The sequence below is a fragment of the Sanguibacter sp. Z1732 genome (genome assembly GCF_051020515.1).
Taxonomy (GTDB): Bacteria; Actinomycetota; Actinomycetes; order Actinomycetales; family Beutenbergiaceae; genus CALKWS01.
The window spans coordinates 2,213,171-2,229,534 of sequence record NZ_CP194857.1 but is presented as its reverse complement, the minus strand read 5'-3'; the positions used below and the strand labels follow the sequence as shown (position 1 = coordinate 2,229,534).

The 16,364-nt window shown below is 69.0% G+C and carries 12 protein-coding genes; 3 read left to right on the top strand and 9 right to left on the bottom strand.

Features of this window, described 5'->3' with window-relative positions; all coding sequences use genetic code 11:
- Nucleotides 1-146: 146 nt before the first annotated feature.
- Together ACRRRO_RS11730 and ACRRRO_RS11725 are read right to left on the bottom strand one after the other, a co-directional pair.
- A complete protein-coding gene (locus ACRRRO_RS11730; RefSeq protein ID WP_434080304.1) occupies nucleotides 147-1,985 on the bottom strand; it encodes a penicillin acylase family protein in 1,839 nt (612 codons plus the stop codon).
- Entirely contained in the window at nucleotides 1,934-2,806 is an 873-nt protein-coding gene (locus ACRRRO_RS11725; RefSeq protein WP_434080303.1) for a penicillin acylase family protein, read from the bottom strand. Before ACRRRO_RS11725 ends, ACRRRO_RS11730 begins: the two co-directional genes overlap by 52 nt.
- 214 nt (nucleotides 2,807-3,020) lie before the next feature.
- Between ACRRRO_RS11725 and ACRRRO_RS11720 the strand changes: the two genes are divergently transcribed.
- Nucleotides 3,021-3,389 carry an FmdB family zinc ribbon protein gene (locus tag ACRRRO_RS11720; RefSeq protein ID WP_424797094.1) on the top strand — a complete coding sequence of 123 codons (369 nt, stop codon included), beginning with the start codon at nucleotides 3,021-3,023 and terminating at the stop codon, nucleotides 3,387-3,389.
- A gap of 166 nt (nucleotides 3,390-3,555) precedes the next feature.
- Complete coding sequence (locus tag ACRRRO_RS11715) at nucleotides 3,556-4,203, top strand: SAF domain-containing protein (RefSeq protein ID WP_424797095.1); 648 nt, start codon at nucleotides 3,556-3,558, stop codon at nucleotides 4,201-4,203.
- Nucleotides 4,204-4,252: 49 nt separating this feature from the next.
- Here ACRRRO_RS11715 and ACRRRO_RS11710 read toward each other — a convergent pair whose 3' ends face one another.
- Nucleotides 4,253-4,834, bottom strand: coding sequence for a dihydrofolate reductase family protein (locus ACRRRO_RS11710; RefSeq protein ID WP_424797096.1), 582 nt, complete (start codon nucleotides 4,832-4,834; stop codon nucleotides 4,253-4,255).
- 195 nt (nucleotides 4,835-5,029) lie between these two features.
- Here ACRRRO_RS11710 and mscL point away from each other — a divergent pair, with 195 nt between their 5' ends.
- A complete protein-coding gene (mscL, locus tag ACRRRO_RS11705; protein ID WP_424797097.1) occupies nucleotides 5,030-5,467 on the top strand; it encodes a large conductance mechanosensitive channel protein MscL in 438 nt (145 codons plus the stop codon).
- 90 nt (nucleotides 5,468-5,557) lie between these two features.
- Here mscL and ACRRRO_RS11700 read toward each other — a convergent pair whose 3' ends face one another.
- The 6 genes from ACRRRO_RS11700 to ACRRRO_RS11675 all read right to left on the bottom strand — a co-directional run bounded on the left by ACRRRO_RS11700 (nucleotide 5,558) and on the right by ACRRRO_RS11675 (nucleotide 16,112).
- Nucleotides 5,558-10,435: a hypothetical protein gene (locus ACRRRO_RS11700; protein WP_434080302.1), complete on the bottom strand. Its 4,878-nt coding sequence runs from the start codon at nucleotides 10,433-10,435 to the stop codon at nucleotides 5,558-5,560.
- A 100-nt stretch (nucleotides 10,436-10,535) separates the two neighbouring features.
- Complete coding sequence (locus ACRRRO_RS11695; RefSeq protein WP_434080301.1) at nucleotides 10,536-11,456, bottom strand: AEC family transporter; 921 nt, start codon at nucleotides 11,454-11,456, stop codon at nucleotides 10,536-10,538.
- A 6-nt stretch (nucleotides 11,457-11,462) separates the two neighbouring features.
- The gene (locus ACRRRO_RS11690) at nucleotides 11,463-12,440 is read right to left on the bottom strand and encodes a LacI family DNA-binding transcriptional regulator (protein WP_434080300.1); all 978 of its coding nucleotides are present in this window, start codon (nucleotides 12,438-12,440) and stop codon (nucleotides 11,463-11,465) included.
- 170 nt (nucleotides 12,441-12,610) lie between these two features.
- Nucleotides 12,611-13,960, bottom strand: a complete 1,350-nt coding sequence (locus tag ACRRRO_RS11685) for an ABC transporter substrate-binding protein (RefSeq protein ID WP_424787384.1) — start codon at nucleotides 13,958-13,960, stop codon at nucleotides 12,611-12,613.
- A gap of 264 nt (nucleotides 13,961-14,224) precedes the next feature.
- Nucleotides 14,225-15,160: a carbohydrate ABC transporter permease gene (locus tag ACRRRO_RS11680; RefSeq protein ID WP_424797101.1), complete on the bottom strand. Its 936-nt coding sequence runs from the start codon at nucleotides 15,158-15,160 to the stop codon at nucleotides 14,225-14,227.
- On the bottom strand, nucleotides 15,153-16,112 hold the full coding sequence (locus ACRRRO_RS11675) for a carbohydrate ABC transporter permease (RefSeq protein WP_424797102.1): 960 nt from the start codon (nucleotides 16,110-16,112) through the stop codon (nucleotides 15,153-15,155). Before ACRRRO_RS11675 ends, ACRRRO_RS11680 begins: the two co-directional genes overlap by 8 nt.
- Between the last annotated feature and the right edge of the window lie 252 nt (nucleotides 16,113-16,364).

Here is a 16,364-nt window from a genome sequence, read left to right as displayed (position 1 = left end):
CCACAACCGCACAATTGGACAGTTGCAGCGCTCCCACCACCCCCTGCCCCGCCACACGCGCGCAATTGGACGGTTACGGCGGTGGGCGGTGAGTCGCGAACGCGGGTGGCTCCGGGATCCGGGGCGGCCGGACGGGGCCGGCGGGGTCAGTGGGCCGGGATCAGCGTGAGGGTGTCGGCCTCGTGCTCGTCCACCGCGGCACGGGAGTAGTGCCAGGTGAAGGTCTCCCCCGCAGCCCAGGCGCCGAACTGGTCGTCATAGGCATCGGCTGCCGGGTGACCGGAGTTGCCGGTGAAGGACACCCAGGTGGAGGCGTCGAAGTCGGCCAGGTCTGCCACCGCGCGCATCGAGGGGACGGTGGTGACGGAGTAGTCGGGATAGCCGCCCTCCCATGCCGAGGCGTCCCATCCGGTGGCGTTGACGATCGACGATCCGCCGCCCACCTCTTGCGGGTCGGGGTTGACGAAGGAGCGGATCGGGCCAGGCGCCTGTTCACCGAGGACGGGGTGCAGCGGCGCGGCCTGGTGCAACCGGCCCCACTGCCAGGACTGCGGGTCCTTGCCCAGACTCACCGTCAGTTGTTCGCGCGCATCACGCAGGGCCAGGGAGAGGATCTCATCGCGCTGTTCCACCACCGTCAGGGTGGCCCGGTTGTCCCACCACTCGTTGTCCTCGTCCTCCAGCAGGTGGGTCACCACCTCCAGCCAGCGGCTGCCCCCGGTGGGCCGGTCCGTCACCGGCATCTGGTCCCAGAAGGTCTGGTTCAGCAGGTTCACCCATACCGAGGCGAAGTAGGCCGCTGCCGCCGAATCCGGGGCGTTGCGGTAGTCCCACTCCTCGAACAGTTCCACCGCCTCGGCCACGAAGGCGTCTTCCATCTGCACCTCCAGCAGCACCGGCACCAGCACTTCGGCGTAGGGGTTGTGATCGTCCAGGTGGATCGCGTTCATATCCGCCGCCGTTAACCGTGCACCGGCCTCGATCTGGGCGGTGATCAGATCCCGGATTCGTTGCGAGCGGTAGCCGTAGTCGAAGTCCACACCCAGGAAGGGGCCGGTAGCCGGGCCGGTCACCGGCTGGTTGGCGGCCACGATGAACCCTTCGTCGGGGTTGGTCTGTGCGGGCATGTCCTCCGGTTCGACGAAACCTTGCCAGTCGAAGCGGGAGTCCCAACCCGGTCGCGGCCAGGTGCCGTCGGAGGGCACCGGCGAGTCGGCCACATCGGCGCGGATCGGGATGCGCCCGGGCGCCTGGTAGCCGATGTCGCCGTCGGTGGTGGCGAACACGATGTTCTGGCTGGGCACCTCGAACAGCGCGGCCGCGGCGGCGATGTCCTCGGCATCGGTGGCGGTATTGATCGCGAAGATCGCCTCGGCGGTGCGGCCGGGTTCCAGCGCAGTCCAGGACAGCGCCACCCCGAACCCGGCCAGGCCCATCGGCGGAGCATCCTCCGGCAGGGGGGTATCGGCGGCTTCCCGGGTCTGATGGATCGCGTCGGAGATGATCGGACCGTGCGGGGTGCTGCGCACGTTGATCGCCACGTCCTCGCCACCGTTGACGGCGATCACCTCACGCCGCTCCACGAGGGGAAGCCGCTCGTCGTCGTGCAGGTAGGTGCCGTCGGGGTAGAGGCGCTCGAGGAAGAAGTCCGAGACGTCGGCGCCCAGGTTCGTCAGCCCCCAGGCCAGGTGGTCGTTGTGTCCGATCACCACACCGGGCAGACCGGCGAAGGAGAATCCCGATACCGAGAACGGGCACGCCTCGCTCACCTCCACGCAGTGCAGACCCACCTGGTACCAGATGCCCGGCGCAGAAACTCCCAGGTGCGGGTCGTTGGCCAGCAGGGGCATCCCCGAAGCGGTGTGCTCTCCACCGATCACCCAGGAGTTCGAGCCCACGCCGTCGCCCTCCCCCAGCGCGTGCGGCACCGCTGTCAGCGCCGATAGGGCGAACTCGACCGCCTCCTGGGCATCGAGTTGGGCCAACGCACCGGCGCGCCGTCCGCACCCGCATCAGCGTCCTCGACCTCGGCGTCCTCGCCGTCGTCGGCCGCTTGATCCGGATTGGTCTCTCGTGCCGCGGCATGGGCCTCGTACTCGGCGTCGGTGGGCAGTATCGGCAGGTTCCGGTCGGTCGGGTGGGGCGGGAACAGCGCCTCGACCATCTCCAGATCATCCGTCTGGCCGAACACCGCGGCGCGCTGGAGTTCGTCGGAGTAGTTGCCCAACAGGTCCCACGCCATCGCCTTCAACCAGGCCAGGGAGTCCACCGGGTGCCACGGTTCGATGTCCTCCACCTCGACGCTGAAGCCCAGCACGGTGTACTCCAGCGCCAGTTGGCTGGGTTGGCGACCCTGCAGGTAGGCGTTGACGCCCTCGGTGTAGGACTCCAGGTACTCCTTCACGGTGGGATCGAGCATCTCCCACTCCTCCTCGGCCACCGCACGCCAGCCCATGGTGCGGATCACCGTGTCCGGCGCCACCGCGGCCTCACCGACCAGTTCCGACAGCCGCCCGGCGGTCAGGTGCCGGCGGTAGTCCATCTCGAAGAAGCGGTCCTGGGCGTGCACGTAGCCCTGGGCGAGGAACAGGTCGTCGGTGTTGTGGGCGTAGATGCGCGGGATGCCGTTCTCATCGCGGATCACGTCCACCTGCTCGGCCAGCCCGTCAACACGGAACTCCCCGTTGAGGGAGGGCAGCGGGCGTCGCACCAGCGCCACGGTGGTGATCAACCCGGCCACCAGCACCACCACCAGGGCCGCAGCCAGCCCCAGGGAGACGCGACGCATGACCGAGAGAGGACTCACACTGGGCAGGGTAACGCGGCGCGATGGCCCGGCGCGCACTGACACTCCACTGCGGGCGGTGCCCGACACTCCCCCGCGGGCGGTGCGGCGCGACGCCGGTCACACCACTGCTGCACGTCGGGGTGGGCCACGTCACGGCAACTTCGCTCCGAAACGTTTACAATCCCTCTGGCGGCTGCTGTACCCGGGCCGCGCTTATCCCAGCGGAGGGCACGTGCCGAACTATTCCTATGCCTGCACCGAGTGCGGGCACGCCTTCGACATCTACCAGGCGTTCAGCGATGACGCCCTGACCGAGTGCCCGCAGTGCCAGGGGGTGCTGCGCAAGAAGTTCTCCGCGGTCGGCGTGGTGTTCAAGGGGTCGGGGTTCTACCGAAACGACGCTCGCGGCTCCAGTTCCACCACCGAGTCCGGTGCGGCCAAGGACACCAGCAAGAACGGCGACAGCAAGCCCGCTGCGGCGAAGGAGTCCGCGGGCAACGGGAAGACGGCCGACGGCGGTTCCTCCTCGAGTTCGGGCGGCGACTCGAGTACGTCGACGACGGCGAAGAAGACCCCCGCCAAGGCCGGCGCCTCGACCTGAGGGAACCCGGGCAGGGCTGGCGCGCCGGTCTGTCCCGTCCTCACCCCTCCACAGCCGCACCACCCGGGACCGGCCGTCCACATCGGCGGTGCTGAACACGAACCGGCTGCCCGTGCCGTGCCTACCGTGGCGCCATCACCGGCACGTTCGGACGGGGTGGAGGACGATGAAGGTACGGACCAGGGCCACCTTGTGGCGGATGCGCTGGCTGATCGCGGCGGCGTGCGTGGGCACGGCGATCGCGGTGGTGCTGCTCCAGGTGCGCCCGCCCGGCCCGGCCACCACACCGGTGGTGGTGGCCGCTCATGATCTCAGCGCCGGCATCGTGCTCGGCGCCGACGACCTGCGCGTGCGGCACGACCCCGACCCGCCGGCCCACCAGCCTGCTGCCGAGGATCTGATCGGCCTGCGGATGTCGGTGGGATTGCCGGCCGGGATGCCGCTGGCCACCACGATGCTGGTGGGCCCGGGGCTGGCGGACGGGGCTCCCCCGGGAACCGTGGTGGCTCCGGTGCGATTGGCCGACCCCGCGGTGCTGAGCCTGGCCCGGCCCGGGGATCTGGTGGACCTCTACCTCGCCCCGGCGGACACCGGTGGGCAACGCGAGGAGGCCGATCTGATCACCCAGAGCGCGGTGATCCTGAGTCTGCCCGAGGCGGCTGGGGAGGATGCGGGACCGTTCGGGACGCTTGCCCCGCCGAGCAGTGGTGACGTGGTGATCCTCGCGGTCCGGGCCGGTGACGCGATTGCGTTGACCGGCGCCAGCGGGTTCGCCCCGTTCCGGGCCGTGCTCCGGAACGGGACGCCCGAGTAACACCGCCTCGCCAGGGCGCACCCGGCCCCAGCGGTACCGGGACCCGGTGCTACCCGGCCTGGTCGTCTTCCTCAGAACCACGTGGCACGCCGTAGCGAATGAGCACGCCACCGGTGTCGACGGTTCGCGACTCGATGAGCGTCAGCCCGCGCGGGCCGTGCGCACCCTTGAACAGTGGGGTCCCGGCGCCCAGGAGCACCGGAGCGATGCCGAGCAGCACCTGGTCCACCAGGCCGGCTTCGAGGAGGGAATGGGTGAGCGTGGCGCTGCCGAACACGTAGATCGGCCGGTCGTCGGCGCGCTTGCGGCGTCGCAGTTCATCGACGATGTTCGCGGTTACCTCGGTGTTCTGCCAGGACGCCTCGGTGAGCGTGCGGCTGGCCACGAGTTTGGCGATGGAGTTCATGTAATCGGCGATCTCGGGCTCAGTGGTGTCGGTGGGCCAATGTGCGGCCATGCCCTCGTAGGTGTTCCGGCCGAACACCAGAAGGCCGGCCTCCCGCCCGATGTCCAGGCTGAGCCGGCGCAGGTCCTCACCCCAGATGTACTCGTGGTGACTCAAGTCCCACGGGTCGACCCCTTCGAAGAATCCATCTGCGGACACCACGTTCCAGGCGATGAGAGCGCCCATCGCACCTCCCTCTGATTGCATATGACAACTGGTTGTGATCGGAGAGTATTCGTTCTGGTGGCGCCCGACAAGATCATTGCGGCCTACCCGGATCGGCCGGCGCGCTATTGTGCTGGCAGGTGCGAGCGGCTTCGATGCGTTCTGCACCCTCTCTTCGAGTACTCAGGCTCGGGGAGGTTCGGGAGAGGACCAGAGATGTTCCAGGGATTCAAAGACTTCATCGCCCGCGGTAACGCCATCGACCTTGCCGTCGGTGTGGTCGTCGGCGCGGCGTTCACCCTCGTGGTGACCAACGTCGTGGACAACGTGCTCAACCCCCTGATCGCCGGGCTGGTCGGGGAGCCGAATTTCGACACCGTCCTGTCCTTCCAGATCGGTGACGCGCTGGTGATGCCCGGCACCGTGATCACCGCACTGATCAACTTCCTACTGGTGGCACTGGCGCTGTACTTCGTCGTGGTGACACCGATGAACAAGTTCAACGAGCGTCGCCAGGCGGGCGCGGAGGAAGAGGTCGAGGAGCAGATTCTGCTGCTGCGTGAGATCCGCGACTCCCTCGCCGCCCAGAACGCGCCCGGCACCCCGGGCACCGGCGCCCCCGGCCCGGTCAACCCCGCCGGCCCGACCGTCTGAAGTCGGCAGCGGCCGGAGCCGGGCGCGTTCCGGCTCCGGCTACGTCCTCACCGCGGATGCCTCACTGCCTGGATCTCACACGCCTAGGTCTCACTGCCAGTGCGGTGGGCGTTCTGTCAGGATGCGCTCGTCGTCGTCCTCGCTGCGCTCGCCCCACGCCCGGGGATCGTCCTCGCGGGCCCGGTCCGGCATCACCGGCGACCACACGGGTCGGTCGGGACGCTTGGCAGGCTCGGAGCGAGCGTTCCCGGTCACCTCAGCGCCTGCGGTGGACCCGGCCTGCGGCTCACCGGAACCGCTGCGCCGCGTTGAGCGCCTACGCCGACCCGGGGCGTGCCGCAGGTCGGCCCGGCGGGTGGGTTGCGGGCCCAGGTCGAGGGTTCCCTGCGCGGCGTCGTCGCCGGCCCCAGTACTGGAGTTGGTGCCGGCCGCGGTGGCGGAGTCACTGCCCCTGACCGGCATCTGGTCGGTAGGCACGGGTGCACCGGCATCGACGGGACCGGTAGCCGCCGCTGTTTCCGGAGCCGTGTCCTGCTCCTGCTCCTGGGCCGGCTGCTGCGCCTGCTGGTGCGCAGCACCGGGCTCGGTCCCGGCGTCGCTCGCGGACTCGGCCTCGGTGTCGGCCTCGGTTCCTGCGTCGGCCTCGGTCCCTGCGTCGGTCCCCGCCGCCGACTCCGGCTCGAACTCCCCCTCGGCCAGCGCCAGCCCGGAGCGTGCCACCACGTGACCCAGCACCGCGGTCGCGTGCTTGCCGCGGCGGCGCAGCCCCAGCGCCTGGGCCAGTTCGGTGCGCAACTGAGCCGCAGTGCGGGGCCGGTTGTCCGAGCCGATCCAGGCCAGCAGTGCGTCGAGTTCGTTGTCACCGTAATCGCCCAGCGGGCGGCCGGGCTCGATGTCGGGTCGGGCGCTGCGCTCCCCGGCGATCGGGGCCACCGCGTCCATCAGCGGCGCTTCACGGGCGCCGGCGATCTGCTCACCGCGCAGCGCCGAGAGGGTGGCGTTGGTGGTCACCAGCGGGTCGTCGTCATCCACCACCGTGCGGGGCGGCACCACCGGTGTGGCGGGCGCCTTTCCGCCGCGGCGCTCGGTGACGATGTCGCTGACCTGTGCGGCGATCTGGGCCGCGACCGTCTGCGGATCCATGAACACTGCCGGTGAGTAGACCATCCGCACGTGCCAGCCGCGGTTCTGCAGCCGTTGCACCCAGTGCCGTTCCCGCAACCGCAGACTCGGTTCGGCCACGTAGTCGTCGTCGTCGGTCAGCACCGCCAGCACCAGTTCACCCGGCAACGCCGGGTGTCCCACGGCCAGCGGGATCCGCACACCACCGGCCCGGCCGTACCGGGGCACCACTCGCAGCCCCCGGCGGCGCAACCGGTCGGTCAGGTCACTGAGCAGTGGATCGGCCACGTGCTCGCCGTCCTCCTCCCCGGCAGGTGCCGCACCGTCCTCGGCGAACTGCAGGACCTCCCGCAGCATCTGGCTGCCGGGGTTGCGCAGCCGTTCGGGGTCCAACTCACCGGCCCGGAAGCAACTGATCACGCTGAGCCGGTGCCGGGCCGCGTCCAGGGCGTCGATCAGGTAGGCGGCTCCGTCCGAGCCGGAGACGGCGCCGAACCGGTGCAGCACCCGCCCGTGCGGGGTCTTGCCGAAGCCGAGGCTCAGGATGACCGCGTCCCGGCGCAGTCCGGCGGCGGCCTCGATCTCCACCACGGTGAACGCCTCGGCGGCTGCGGCGTCGAAGAAGCGTTCCAGCGTGCGGGAGCCCTGCGCGGCGTTCAGTACCGCCTCGCGCACCCGGTCGGCGTGCCGGGTGTTCATGGCGATCACCGCGAGGGATTCCTCCGGGCGGGTCAGTGCATGGTCGATCACCTGGTCCACAGCCCGGTCCACCTCGGCCTGCACGCTCTCGACCACCTGGGAGTCCGGGGTCGGCATCCCGGAGCCGTCCACCACCTCCAGGCGGATCGGGGCCTGCCGCGGCGGGGCAGGGATCGGGCGCACCAGCCCCTCGTAACCGTGCCCGGCCAGGAACGCGGCGATCTCCGGCTCCTGGTCCACCAGGTCACCGGACAGGGTGAGCCTGGGCAGCCAGGAGACCTGCTGCACCAGCCCGGTGCCGGCGCGCCTGGTGTCCCCGACCACCACCACCTGTTTGGCCCGGGCGATCGCGGGGATGGCGTGCTCGGCGGGCAGGTGCTGCACGGCGTCGAGCACCAACAGGTCCACCTGGTCGGCCGGGCCCAGCACCGTGGGTACCACCATCGGCGGGACCAGCCATACCGGGCGCGGCTCCCAGGCCACCTCCCCGAACCGGGCCAGCATTTCCTTCAGGTCGGCCAGACCCCCGTGCGCGGCCCGGTAGAACTCCTGGGCCCGGGGTCGGTCGGCCTCGATCGCGGCCCGCACCCGCCGGCGCAGTGCGGAGAGCACCGGGGCGGTCAGGGAGTCGATGTGCGCGGAGTCCAGCCGGCGCAGCTCCTCGGTCATCTGCGCGAGGGTGTCGGCGTCCATGTCCGACAACGCCGGGTCAGCGGCCAGCATTTCCTCCAGCACGCTGGACCACCAGGCCAGTTCGAACTCGGCACCCACCATCGCGGTCGGGATGCGCCGGGTCGTCAGATCCTGCACCAGCGGAGCCAGGCCCATCGAGTTCAGCACCGACAGCGCCGCGGCCCGTTCGGGCATCTGGCGCACCGAGTCATCGTCGGCGCCCAGGCGCTCCATCCGCGTGGCAAGGTCGGTCAGCGGGATCTCGGACAGGTCCTGCCCACCCACGGTGGGGGCGAGTACGCCGCCGAGGTCCTCCAGCAGGCCCTGGACCCGGCGGTGGGTCTCGGTGATCTCCCGCAGCCCCTGGGGCAGGTGCGGCCAGGAACCCCCGGAACAGTGCTTGCGCCACTGATCCCGGCGGCGCTCCACCTGCACCAGCTCCTCGTGCAGGTTCGGCACGGACACCCCGGGTCGAACCAGGTCCTTGGCCTGGCGGCGCAGCCGGCGCCGCTCCGCCCAGCCCAGGTCCACGTCCCGCTCGACGCGCCATGCCCGGGTGGCGGTGGCGGCGGCCATGTCCTTGGCGGAGCGTTCGAACACGTGGGAGTTGAAGATGTCCAGGGAGGCCCGGATGCCCTCCAGGAGGCGCAACTGGTCACCCCACTGGGTGAACGTGGTGGCCTGGTCCAGGCCGGTCTGTGCCGAGGTGGCCTCGACCTGCTCCAGCAGGGTGGGCATCAGTTCCGAGAGCGAGCGCACCTGCTCCAGCGTGGACAGGGCGTGTTCGGCGCTGGTGAGCTCGGCACCGAACCAGGGAGTGTCGGCGGCCCGGAGCCGGAAGGCACCCAGGGCCGCGGCACGGGCCAGCGCCTCACGGGCCCGTACCCGCCCGTCCTCATCGAGCGTCACCACCGGTCCGTCCAGGCGCACCTGGGTACGCGGACCCGGGCGCTGGGAGGTCAGCGCCGCCAGGGACTGCAACGCCTCGTGCACCGAGGCCTTCCACGGCTCCCGACGCTGGTGCAGGGCCTCGACGAACCCCTCGAGCGTGCGGCGCACCCGCACCAGTTCGGCACGGTCTGTGGCGAGTTGCTCCGCGTCGACCTCGGGTTCGGCCGGGTTGAGCCCGTCGACCACCCGCAGCACCGAACTGCGCCGCCAGGTGGGGTCCCCGCACAGGTCCAGGGTCAGGTCCGCCAGTCCGAGGCTGCGCAGCCGGTCCATCAGCCCGTGCGCGGCGCGGCGGGACCCGGGCACGTAGGCGACCTTCTGCCCGGCGGTCACGGCCTGGGCGAGCACCGCGGCGACCGTGCCGGGCACGTCCACTCCCGGCGGGGCATCGATCAGCAGGTGCCCGCCGCTGGCGACTGCGTCGAGCACGTGGTGCTGGCTGCGGTCCAGATCCCCCACGCCCGGTTCCTGCGCGGGCGGGCGGTCCGGGCCCACCGGCTCGGGCAGCGACTGGGAGGCCAGCTTCTCCCGAGCCCCCGGCTCACCGGCCAGGGCCGCGATCAGGTCGTGCCGGGGCACCCGGTCCTGCAGGGCCTCGAGGTCCTCCGCGAGCGACTGGCCGGGGTGCACGAACGCACCCAGCACGATCCGTCGCTCCAACTGGAACTCCTCCAGCTCCCCGCCCAGCGCCGCTACCTCATCCAATGCACTCTGCGGGCTGAACCCGTGCGGGGTCATGGTGGCGGCGGCGATCGCGCCCGGATCCAGCGCCACCCCGTGCTCCTGCAGGTCCCGCACGAGCACCGGGTTCAGTTCCACCGCCGGGTCGAGTTCCAGGTCGATCTCGGACTCGCTGCCGTGCACATCCAGGCGCACCGGGCGCAGCAGCACCGGGGCGCGCACCACCCGGGTCGCGACCTTCTCGGTGGGGAAGGCACGGGTCACGTCCTGGGGGCCGGAGCGCTGCATCGGCGCGTTCGGGTCCGCCTCCTGGGCCGGCGCGGACGACGACGCACCCGCCGTAGCGGCGCCAGCACCTGCCGTCGCGCTCCCTGAGGCCGGGGAGGGCGCCGACGGCGCCACGGCGGTGTCGGCCGCGGTGCCCATCCTGGTGCGCCAGGTGGCCACGCCCACCGCGACGTAGGTGGGGGCCACGCCGTAACGCTGCGCAAGTTCGTCGGTACGCGCCGACACCACCCGGATCCGGCGGCGGGCCTGCGCCAGCGCCGAGCCCTCCCGGATCAGGTTGCTCAACCGGGTGGGACGCCCGGCGAACAACTGGGCGATCCCGGAGGGGTGGGCCGAACTCAGATCCACCAGCGCATCACCGAGGGAGCGCACATCCCACAGCCCGCTGCCACCGCTGAGTTCGGACAGGCCGGTGTGCCAGCGCTCCACCGCCTCAGCCACGATCCGCTCCCGCGGCGTGATCGGCTCGGCGCGCGGCGGCGCCTCCGGCTCGCCGCGCGAGCGCGAGCGCCCACCGGCGATTCGGGAACGACGTACGGGGATCACGTTTTCCACGCTAGACGCTGTGAGCGGTAAGTCGGGGCTAACCCGCCGGATGTCGGGTATTTGCGCCGAAGATCACTGCCGATGGGGCGCAAGGGGCATATTCGGGCGATCAGGTGAGCAGGCCCGCGATGACCAGCAGGGCTACCGGGCACAGCACCGTGGACAGGAAGATCGAGTCCCGGGCCAGCACCACCCCGCGGTTGTAGCGCACGGCGTGCACGAACACGTTCTGGGCCGCCGGTAGCGCGGCCAGCACCACCACCGCGAACAGGGAGGCCTCGTCCAGGCCCACCGCCCACCCGATCAGGAAGGCACTGACCGGTTGCACGATCAGCTTGAGGATCACCGTGACGCCCACTTCGATCATCCCCACCCCGCGTCCGGCCCGCGGGCCGACCCGCAGGGAGACCCCGTAGGCCAGCAGCATCGAGGGCACCGCCATCCCGGCGATCAGGTTCACCGGCTCGGCCACCACCATCGGCATCTCCCAGCCGGTCAGGGCCAGGGCCAGCCCCACCAGGGCGCCCAACAGCAACGGATTGGTCACGGTGCGCACGGTCAGCGCGCGGGGGGAGGTGCCGGCGGCTGCGGTGGAACGGTCCAGCACCGCCAGGGCCAGCGGTTGCAGCACGATCAGTTGCAGCAGCAGCACCGGGGCCACCAGAGAGGCATCGCCCAGCACGTAGGCCGCAATCGGCAGGCCCAGGTTCCCGGCATTGACGTACATCGAACTCAGCGTCCCGATCACGGTCTCCGGCACGGCTCGTTTGAACCACAACCGGGAGATGAGCAGGAAGGCGCTACCGGAGACCACCACCGCCGCGGAGGTGACGGCGAGGTTGAGGGAGAACAGGGTGGCGACGTCGGCGTCGGCCATCACCGTGATCATCAGCGCCGGGCTGGCCACGAAGAACGCGAGTTTGGCCAGCATCTGCTGGCTCTCCTCGCCCAGCAGCCGTACGTGGGCCAGCAGTGCACCCAGGGCGATGATGGCGCCCAGGACGGCGAAGCCCTGCAGGACGGCGGTCATGGCACCTCACCGCGGTGCCGTGGAGTGACGCACCACCACCAGTTCGCATGAGAGTCGTTGATGTTCCACAGGGTAGTCCGGTTCCGCCATGCGTCGCAGCAGCATCTCGGTGGCGGTAGCGCCCATCGAGGCCCCGCCGGAGCGCACCGTGGTCAGTTCCGGATCGAGCATCCCCTCGGCGATCGCGTCGTCGAAACCCACCACGGAGACGTCTCCGGGCACGTCCACGCCGAGTTGCTGCAGCCGCGTGATCACGCCCCAGGCGATCAGGTCGTCATAGGCCAGCACCGCGCTGACGTCGGCATCGCGGACCACGTCGGCTGCTTCCCGCCCGCCCAGGTAACTGGGTGGGTGCGGCCCGTCGAGGATCAGTTCCACACCGCTGGCCTGCGCGCCCTCACGAACACCGGCGAGTTTGGCCGCACCGGACCAGGACGCGGCCGGGCCGTCCAGGTACAACACCCTGCGGTGGCCCAGCCCGGCCAGGTGCTCAACCGCCGCGCGCATCCCCTCGGCGGCATCGACGACGACGGCGTCCACCCCGTCCACCAGGCGATTCACCAGCACGGTGTCGCGCTGCGCCGCCACCGCCGCGATCTTCGCCGAGGGCATCCGCGTGGACACCAGCACCAGCCCGTCGACCTGCTCCACCAGCCGCCGGCACAGGCGTTCCTCGGCGCGCGGGTCCTCGCGGGAGTCGGCGAGGAAGACGCCCAGGTCCCGGTCCTGGGCGATGTCGGCGATCGCGACCAGGATGGGGCCGTAGAAGGGGTTGGCCACATCGGGCAGCAGCACCCCGATGTTGCCCAATCGTCCTGTCACCAGTCCACGGGCGGTGCGGTTGGGCCGGAAGTCCAGGGACGCGGCGATCGCCAGGACGCGCTCCCGGGTCTCGCTGGAAACCCGGCCGTGCCCGTTCAGGGACCGGGAGACGGTCGCGATGGAGACACCAGCGCGCTTCGCGACGTCGTGGATGGTGGCCATCGCGCCTCTCTGCTCGGGTGCGCCAGGGCACCTGTAGTTGCGCTGCCGCGGCCGGATGGACCGGCCGCGGCAGCGCGTGGTCGTCGGTCGCCTCCCGCTTGGTGCGGGTGGCGGCACGGAACCCCACCGCCGCAGGAGAGTACTGTGCCTGCGGCGGTGGGCCGGGCGGATCAGTCGCCGGTGATCTCGCTGGCCTCGGCGATGAACTCCTCGGCCGCTTCCTCCGGGCTGATTTGTCCGAAGAGCACCTGCTCGTTCAGCCGCTCGAGCAGGCTGGCAACTTCACCGGCACCGGTCGGCGGGGACGGGGTGGCGTCCACGATGTCCGGGGAGATCTCGGCGATCCAGTCCGCGGCCTGCTGCTCGGACTCGGGCAGTTCCTCCAGGATCGCCTCGCGAACCTGCATGTTCGCCGGCAGCCCACGGTCGGTGAGCAGGATCTCACCGGCCACCTCGCTGTTGAGCATCCAGTCCAGGAACAGTGCCGCTTCCTCGGGGTGCTCCGAGGTGGCGGACATGGACAGGGCCATGGCTGGCTTCAGGAACAGGCCGGTCCGCTCGAACTGAGACTCACCCGGGTAGCGCAGCAACTGCAGGTCCCGCCCGGACGCTCCGGCCAGGGTTCCGAGTTGGTTGGTCCAGAACATCGAGATCGCACCGTTGTTGGTGGCCACTAGGGACTGCTCCGGGCCGCCGGCGGAGAGTTCGAGCGACTCGCTGGCCGAGGGGGCGGCGCCGGACTCGATCAGGTCCAGCGACATCTGCCAGCGTTCGGCCATCAACTCGGCGTCGAAGCCGATCTCGCCGTCCTCGTTCCACAGGTTCTGTCCGTGCTGGCGCAGCCAGATGGCCAGGTCGGGCTCAATGAAGCCATACTCCTGGGTGCCGAACGTGCCGGCGTCAGTGTTGGCCGAGATCTGCTCGGTGATCTCTGCGTAGTCCTCCCACGTCCAGGTGGTGTCGTCGGGGAAGTCCACTCCGGCCTCTTCGAACACCTCCGGGTCCACGATCATCGCGCGTACGTTCACGCCGGTGCCGATACCCCAGAGGCCGCCGTCGAACTCTCCCGAGCCCACCAGGGAGTCCTCGATCTGGGAGGTGTCGATGTCGAACTCGTTCAGGTCAGCCAGCACCCCGCGCGAGGCATATTCGCGCAGGTAGCGCTCTTCCTGCATGAGCACGTCCGGGGTGTCACCGCCGGCGGTCTGGGTGGCGAGTTTGTCCCAGTACCCGCCCCAGTCGGTGTAGTCCGGCTGGACCTGGATGTGGGGGTACTCCTCCTGGAAGGCGTCGATGAGGTCCTGGTTCATCTGGTGCCGGGTGTCGGAGCCCCACCAGGAGAACCTGATGGTGACCTCCTCGGCGTCGCCCTCGCCATCGGCCTCGTCGACTTCCTCGACCGGCTCGCCATCGGCGGCCGGCTCGTCATCGTCCAGGTTGTCAGCCTGTCCGCAGGCGCTGAGCACTAATGCCCCGGCGGCCGCGAGTGCGGCGACCTTGAGAAGGCGCGGTTGCGCCATTCGTGTCCTCTTCATTGTTCTTCCTCCTGGGACTTTTCACTTCGTTGTGCGTCATGGTCATGAGGCGGTGACGCCGTTCCGCCGGTCTCGGTTAGTGCACGGTTACCCGTCGGGGCATGACTGCGCACTCGGGGTATTCGTGAAATATCTTGAATCGGTGTGTGCGGTGCGTTATTTCTGACTTTCTTCCCGTCAGCGCGAATGTTGTCTCTGCATCGAGTTCGCTTTCGTTTTGTCGGGTTCGTGACTCATTCGGTGTGCTTCCTATTTGATTCCGGTGGTGGCGATGCCTCGGACGAGATATCGCTGGCCCAGGAGGAAGACGATGAAGAGGGGGATGAGGGAGACGATGGACATCGCGAACATCGCACCCCATGAGGATTGTCCGGTGGAGTCCAGGAAGGTCCGCAGGGCGATGGGCACCGTGTAGCGGTCCGGGCTGGTCAGGAAGATCAACTGGGAGAAGAAGTCGTTCCACGTCCAGATGAAGGTGAAGATCGCGGTGGTCGCCAGCGCCGGGGTGGATAGCGGCAGCATGATCTGGAAGAAGATGCGGGGGTGTCCGGCGCCGTCGATACGGGCGGCTTCGTCGAGTTCCTTGGGGATGCCGCGGAAGAACTGGACCATGAGGAAGACGAAGAAGGCGTCGGTGGCCAGGAGTTTGGGCACGATCAGGGGCAGGAAGGTGTTGATCCAGCCCAGCTCGGAGAACAACACGTACTGGGGCACGATGATGACGTGGATCGGCAGCATGATCGACATCAGCATGATCGCGAACCACAGGCCGCGGAATTTGAAGTTCAACCTGGCGAAGGCGTAGGCGGCCAGCGCGCAGGAGGCCAGGTTCCCCAGCACCGCCCCGGCCACCACGATGGTGGAGTTGAGCAGATAGTGGGAGAAGGGGTGCAACAGCGCGTTCCACCCGTGGACGTAGTTGTCGGTGGTGAACTCCCCCGGGATCAGGCCCGGCTCGCGGAAGATCAACGCATCGGGCTTGAAGGAGGAGGAGATCATCCACAACAGCGGGTAGATCATCAACGCCCCGAAGGCGATGAGCAGCAGGTGCTTGCCGACCTTGCGGACCCGCACCGCCGGGGGGATCCTGCGCACGTTCGACTTCGGCCGCTCGGTGGGCTCGGCGGGACCGATCACGGCCTGTGCGGCGCCGGCGCCGGGCTGGCGGGTGGTGGAGTCAGTCATTGTAGAAAACCCAATACTTCGAGGCGAAGAAGTTGATCGCCGTCATCGCCGCGACGATGATCAACAGCAACCACGCCATCGCGCTGGCATAACCCATGTTCAAGTTCGCAAAGCCCTGCTGGTACAGGTACAGGGTGTAGAACAACGTGGAGTCCACCGGGCCACCGGTGCCGTTGGAGACGATGTAGGCCTGGGTGAAGGTCTGGAAGGCGTTGATCACCTGCAGCACCAGGTTGAAGAAGATGATCGGGGTCAGCATCGGGATCGTGATCGAGCGGAACTGGCGGATCTTGCTCGCCCCGTCGATGCTGGCCGCCTCGTAGTACATCTCCGGGATCTGCCGCAGCCCGGCCAGGAAGATGATCATCGGGGACCCGAACGTCCACACGTTCAAGATCATCAACGTGCCCAACGCGTAGTCCGGGTGAGACACCCACCCCTGGGTACCGATCTGGATCAACGGCTGCACACCGTTGAACCACTCCAGCACCTGGTTCACCAACCCGTTGGTACCGAAGATCTGGCGCCACAAGATCGCGATCGCCACCGAGGACCCCAGCAGCGAGGGCAGGTAGTACACCGACCGGTACAACGACAGCCCGCGCAACCCCTTGTCCAGGATCAACGCCAACCCAAGTGCCGCACCCAACTGCAACGGCACCGAGATGAAAACATACGAGAACGTCACGAACAACGCCTGGATCAGCCGCGGATCGTTGAACATCCGCACGTAGTTGTCCAGCCCGATCACATTCGGATCGGACAACAAGTCGTAATCGGTGAACGACAGATACAACGACGCCACCAACGGCCCCGCCACAATCAACGCCAGGCCCACGAACCACGGCCCCAGGAAGAACACCGCCGCCTTACCGTCATTACGTTCCGACGGAGAGCGCGTAGGCCGCCCCGCCTTTGACCGCAATTTCGACAACTCACCTAAAGCAGCCATTACCCACCCCCCGAAACATTCCGGCACCAGCGGGTGCCGATCGGGTCCATTTCCATCATGCGGCTTCCTTGTCGCTCTGGGTGGTGGAGCCCGCTCACGCGGCCATCCACTCCGATGATCTGACTCTTTGTTGGTCGTGTGCGTAAACGCTTTCGCAGAGAGTAGCACGAGGCATCCCACCGCAACAGCCCCTGGTGGCTACCGCGGCGATTGATGCAGAACCGAAACATTTGCCCGTCCCGGACCGGGCGG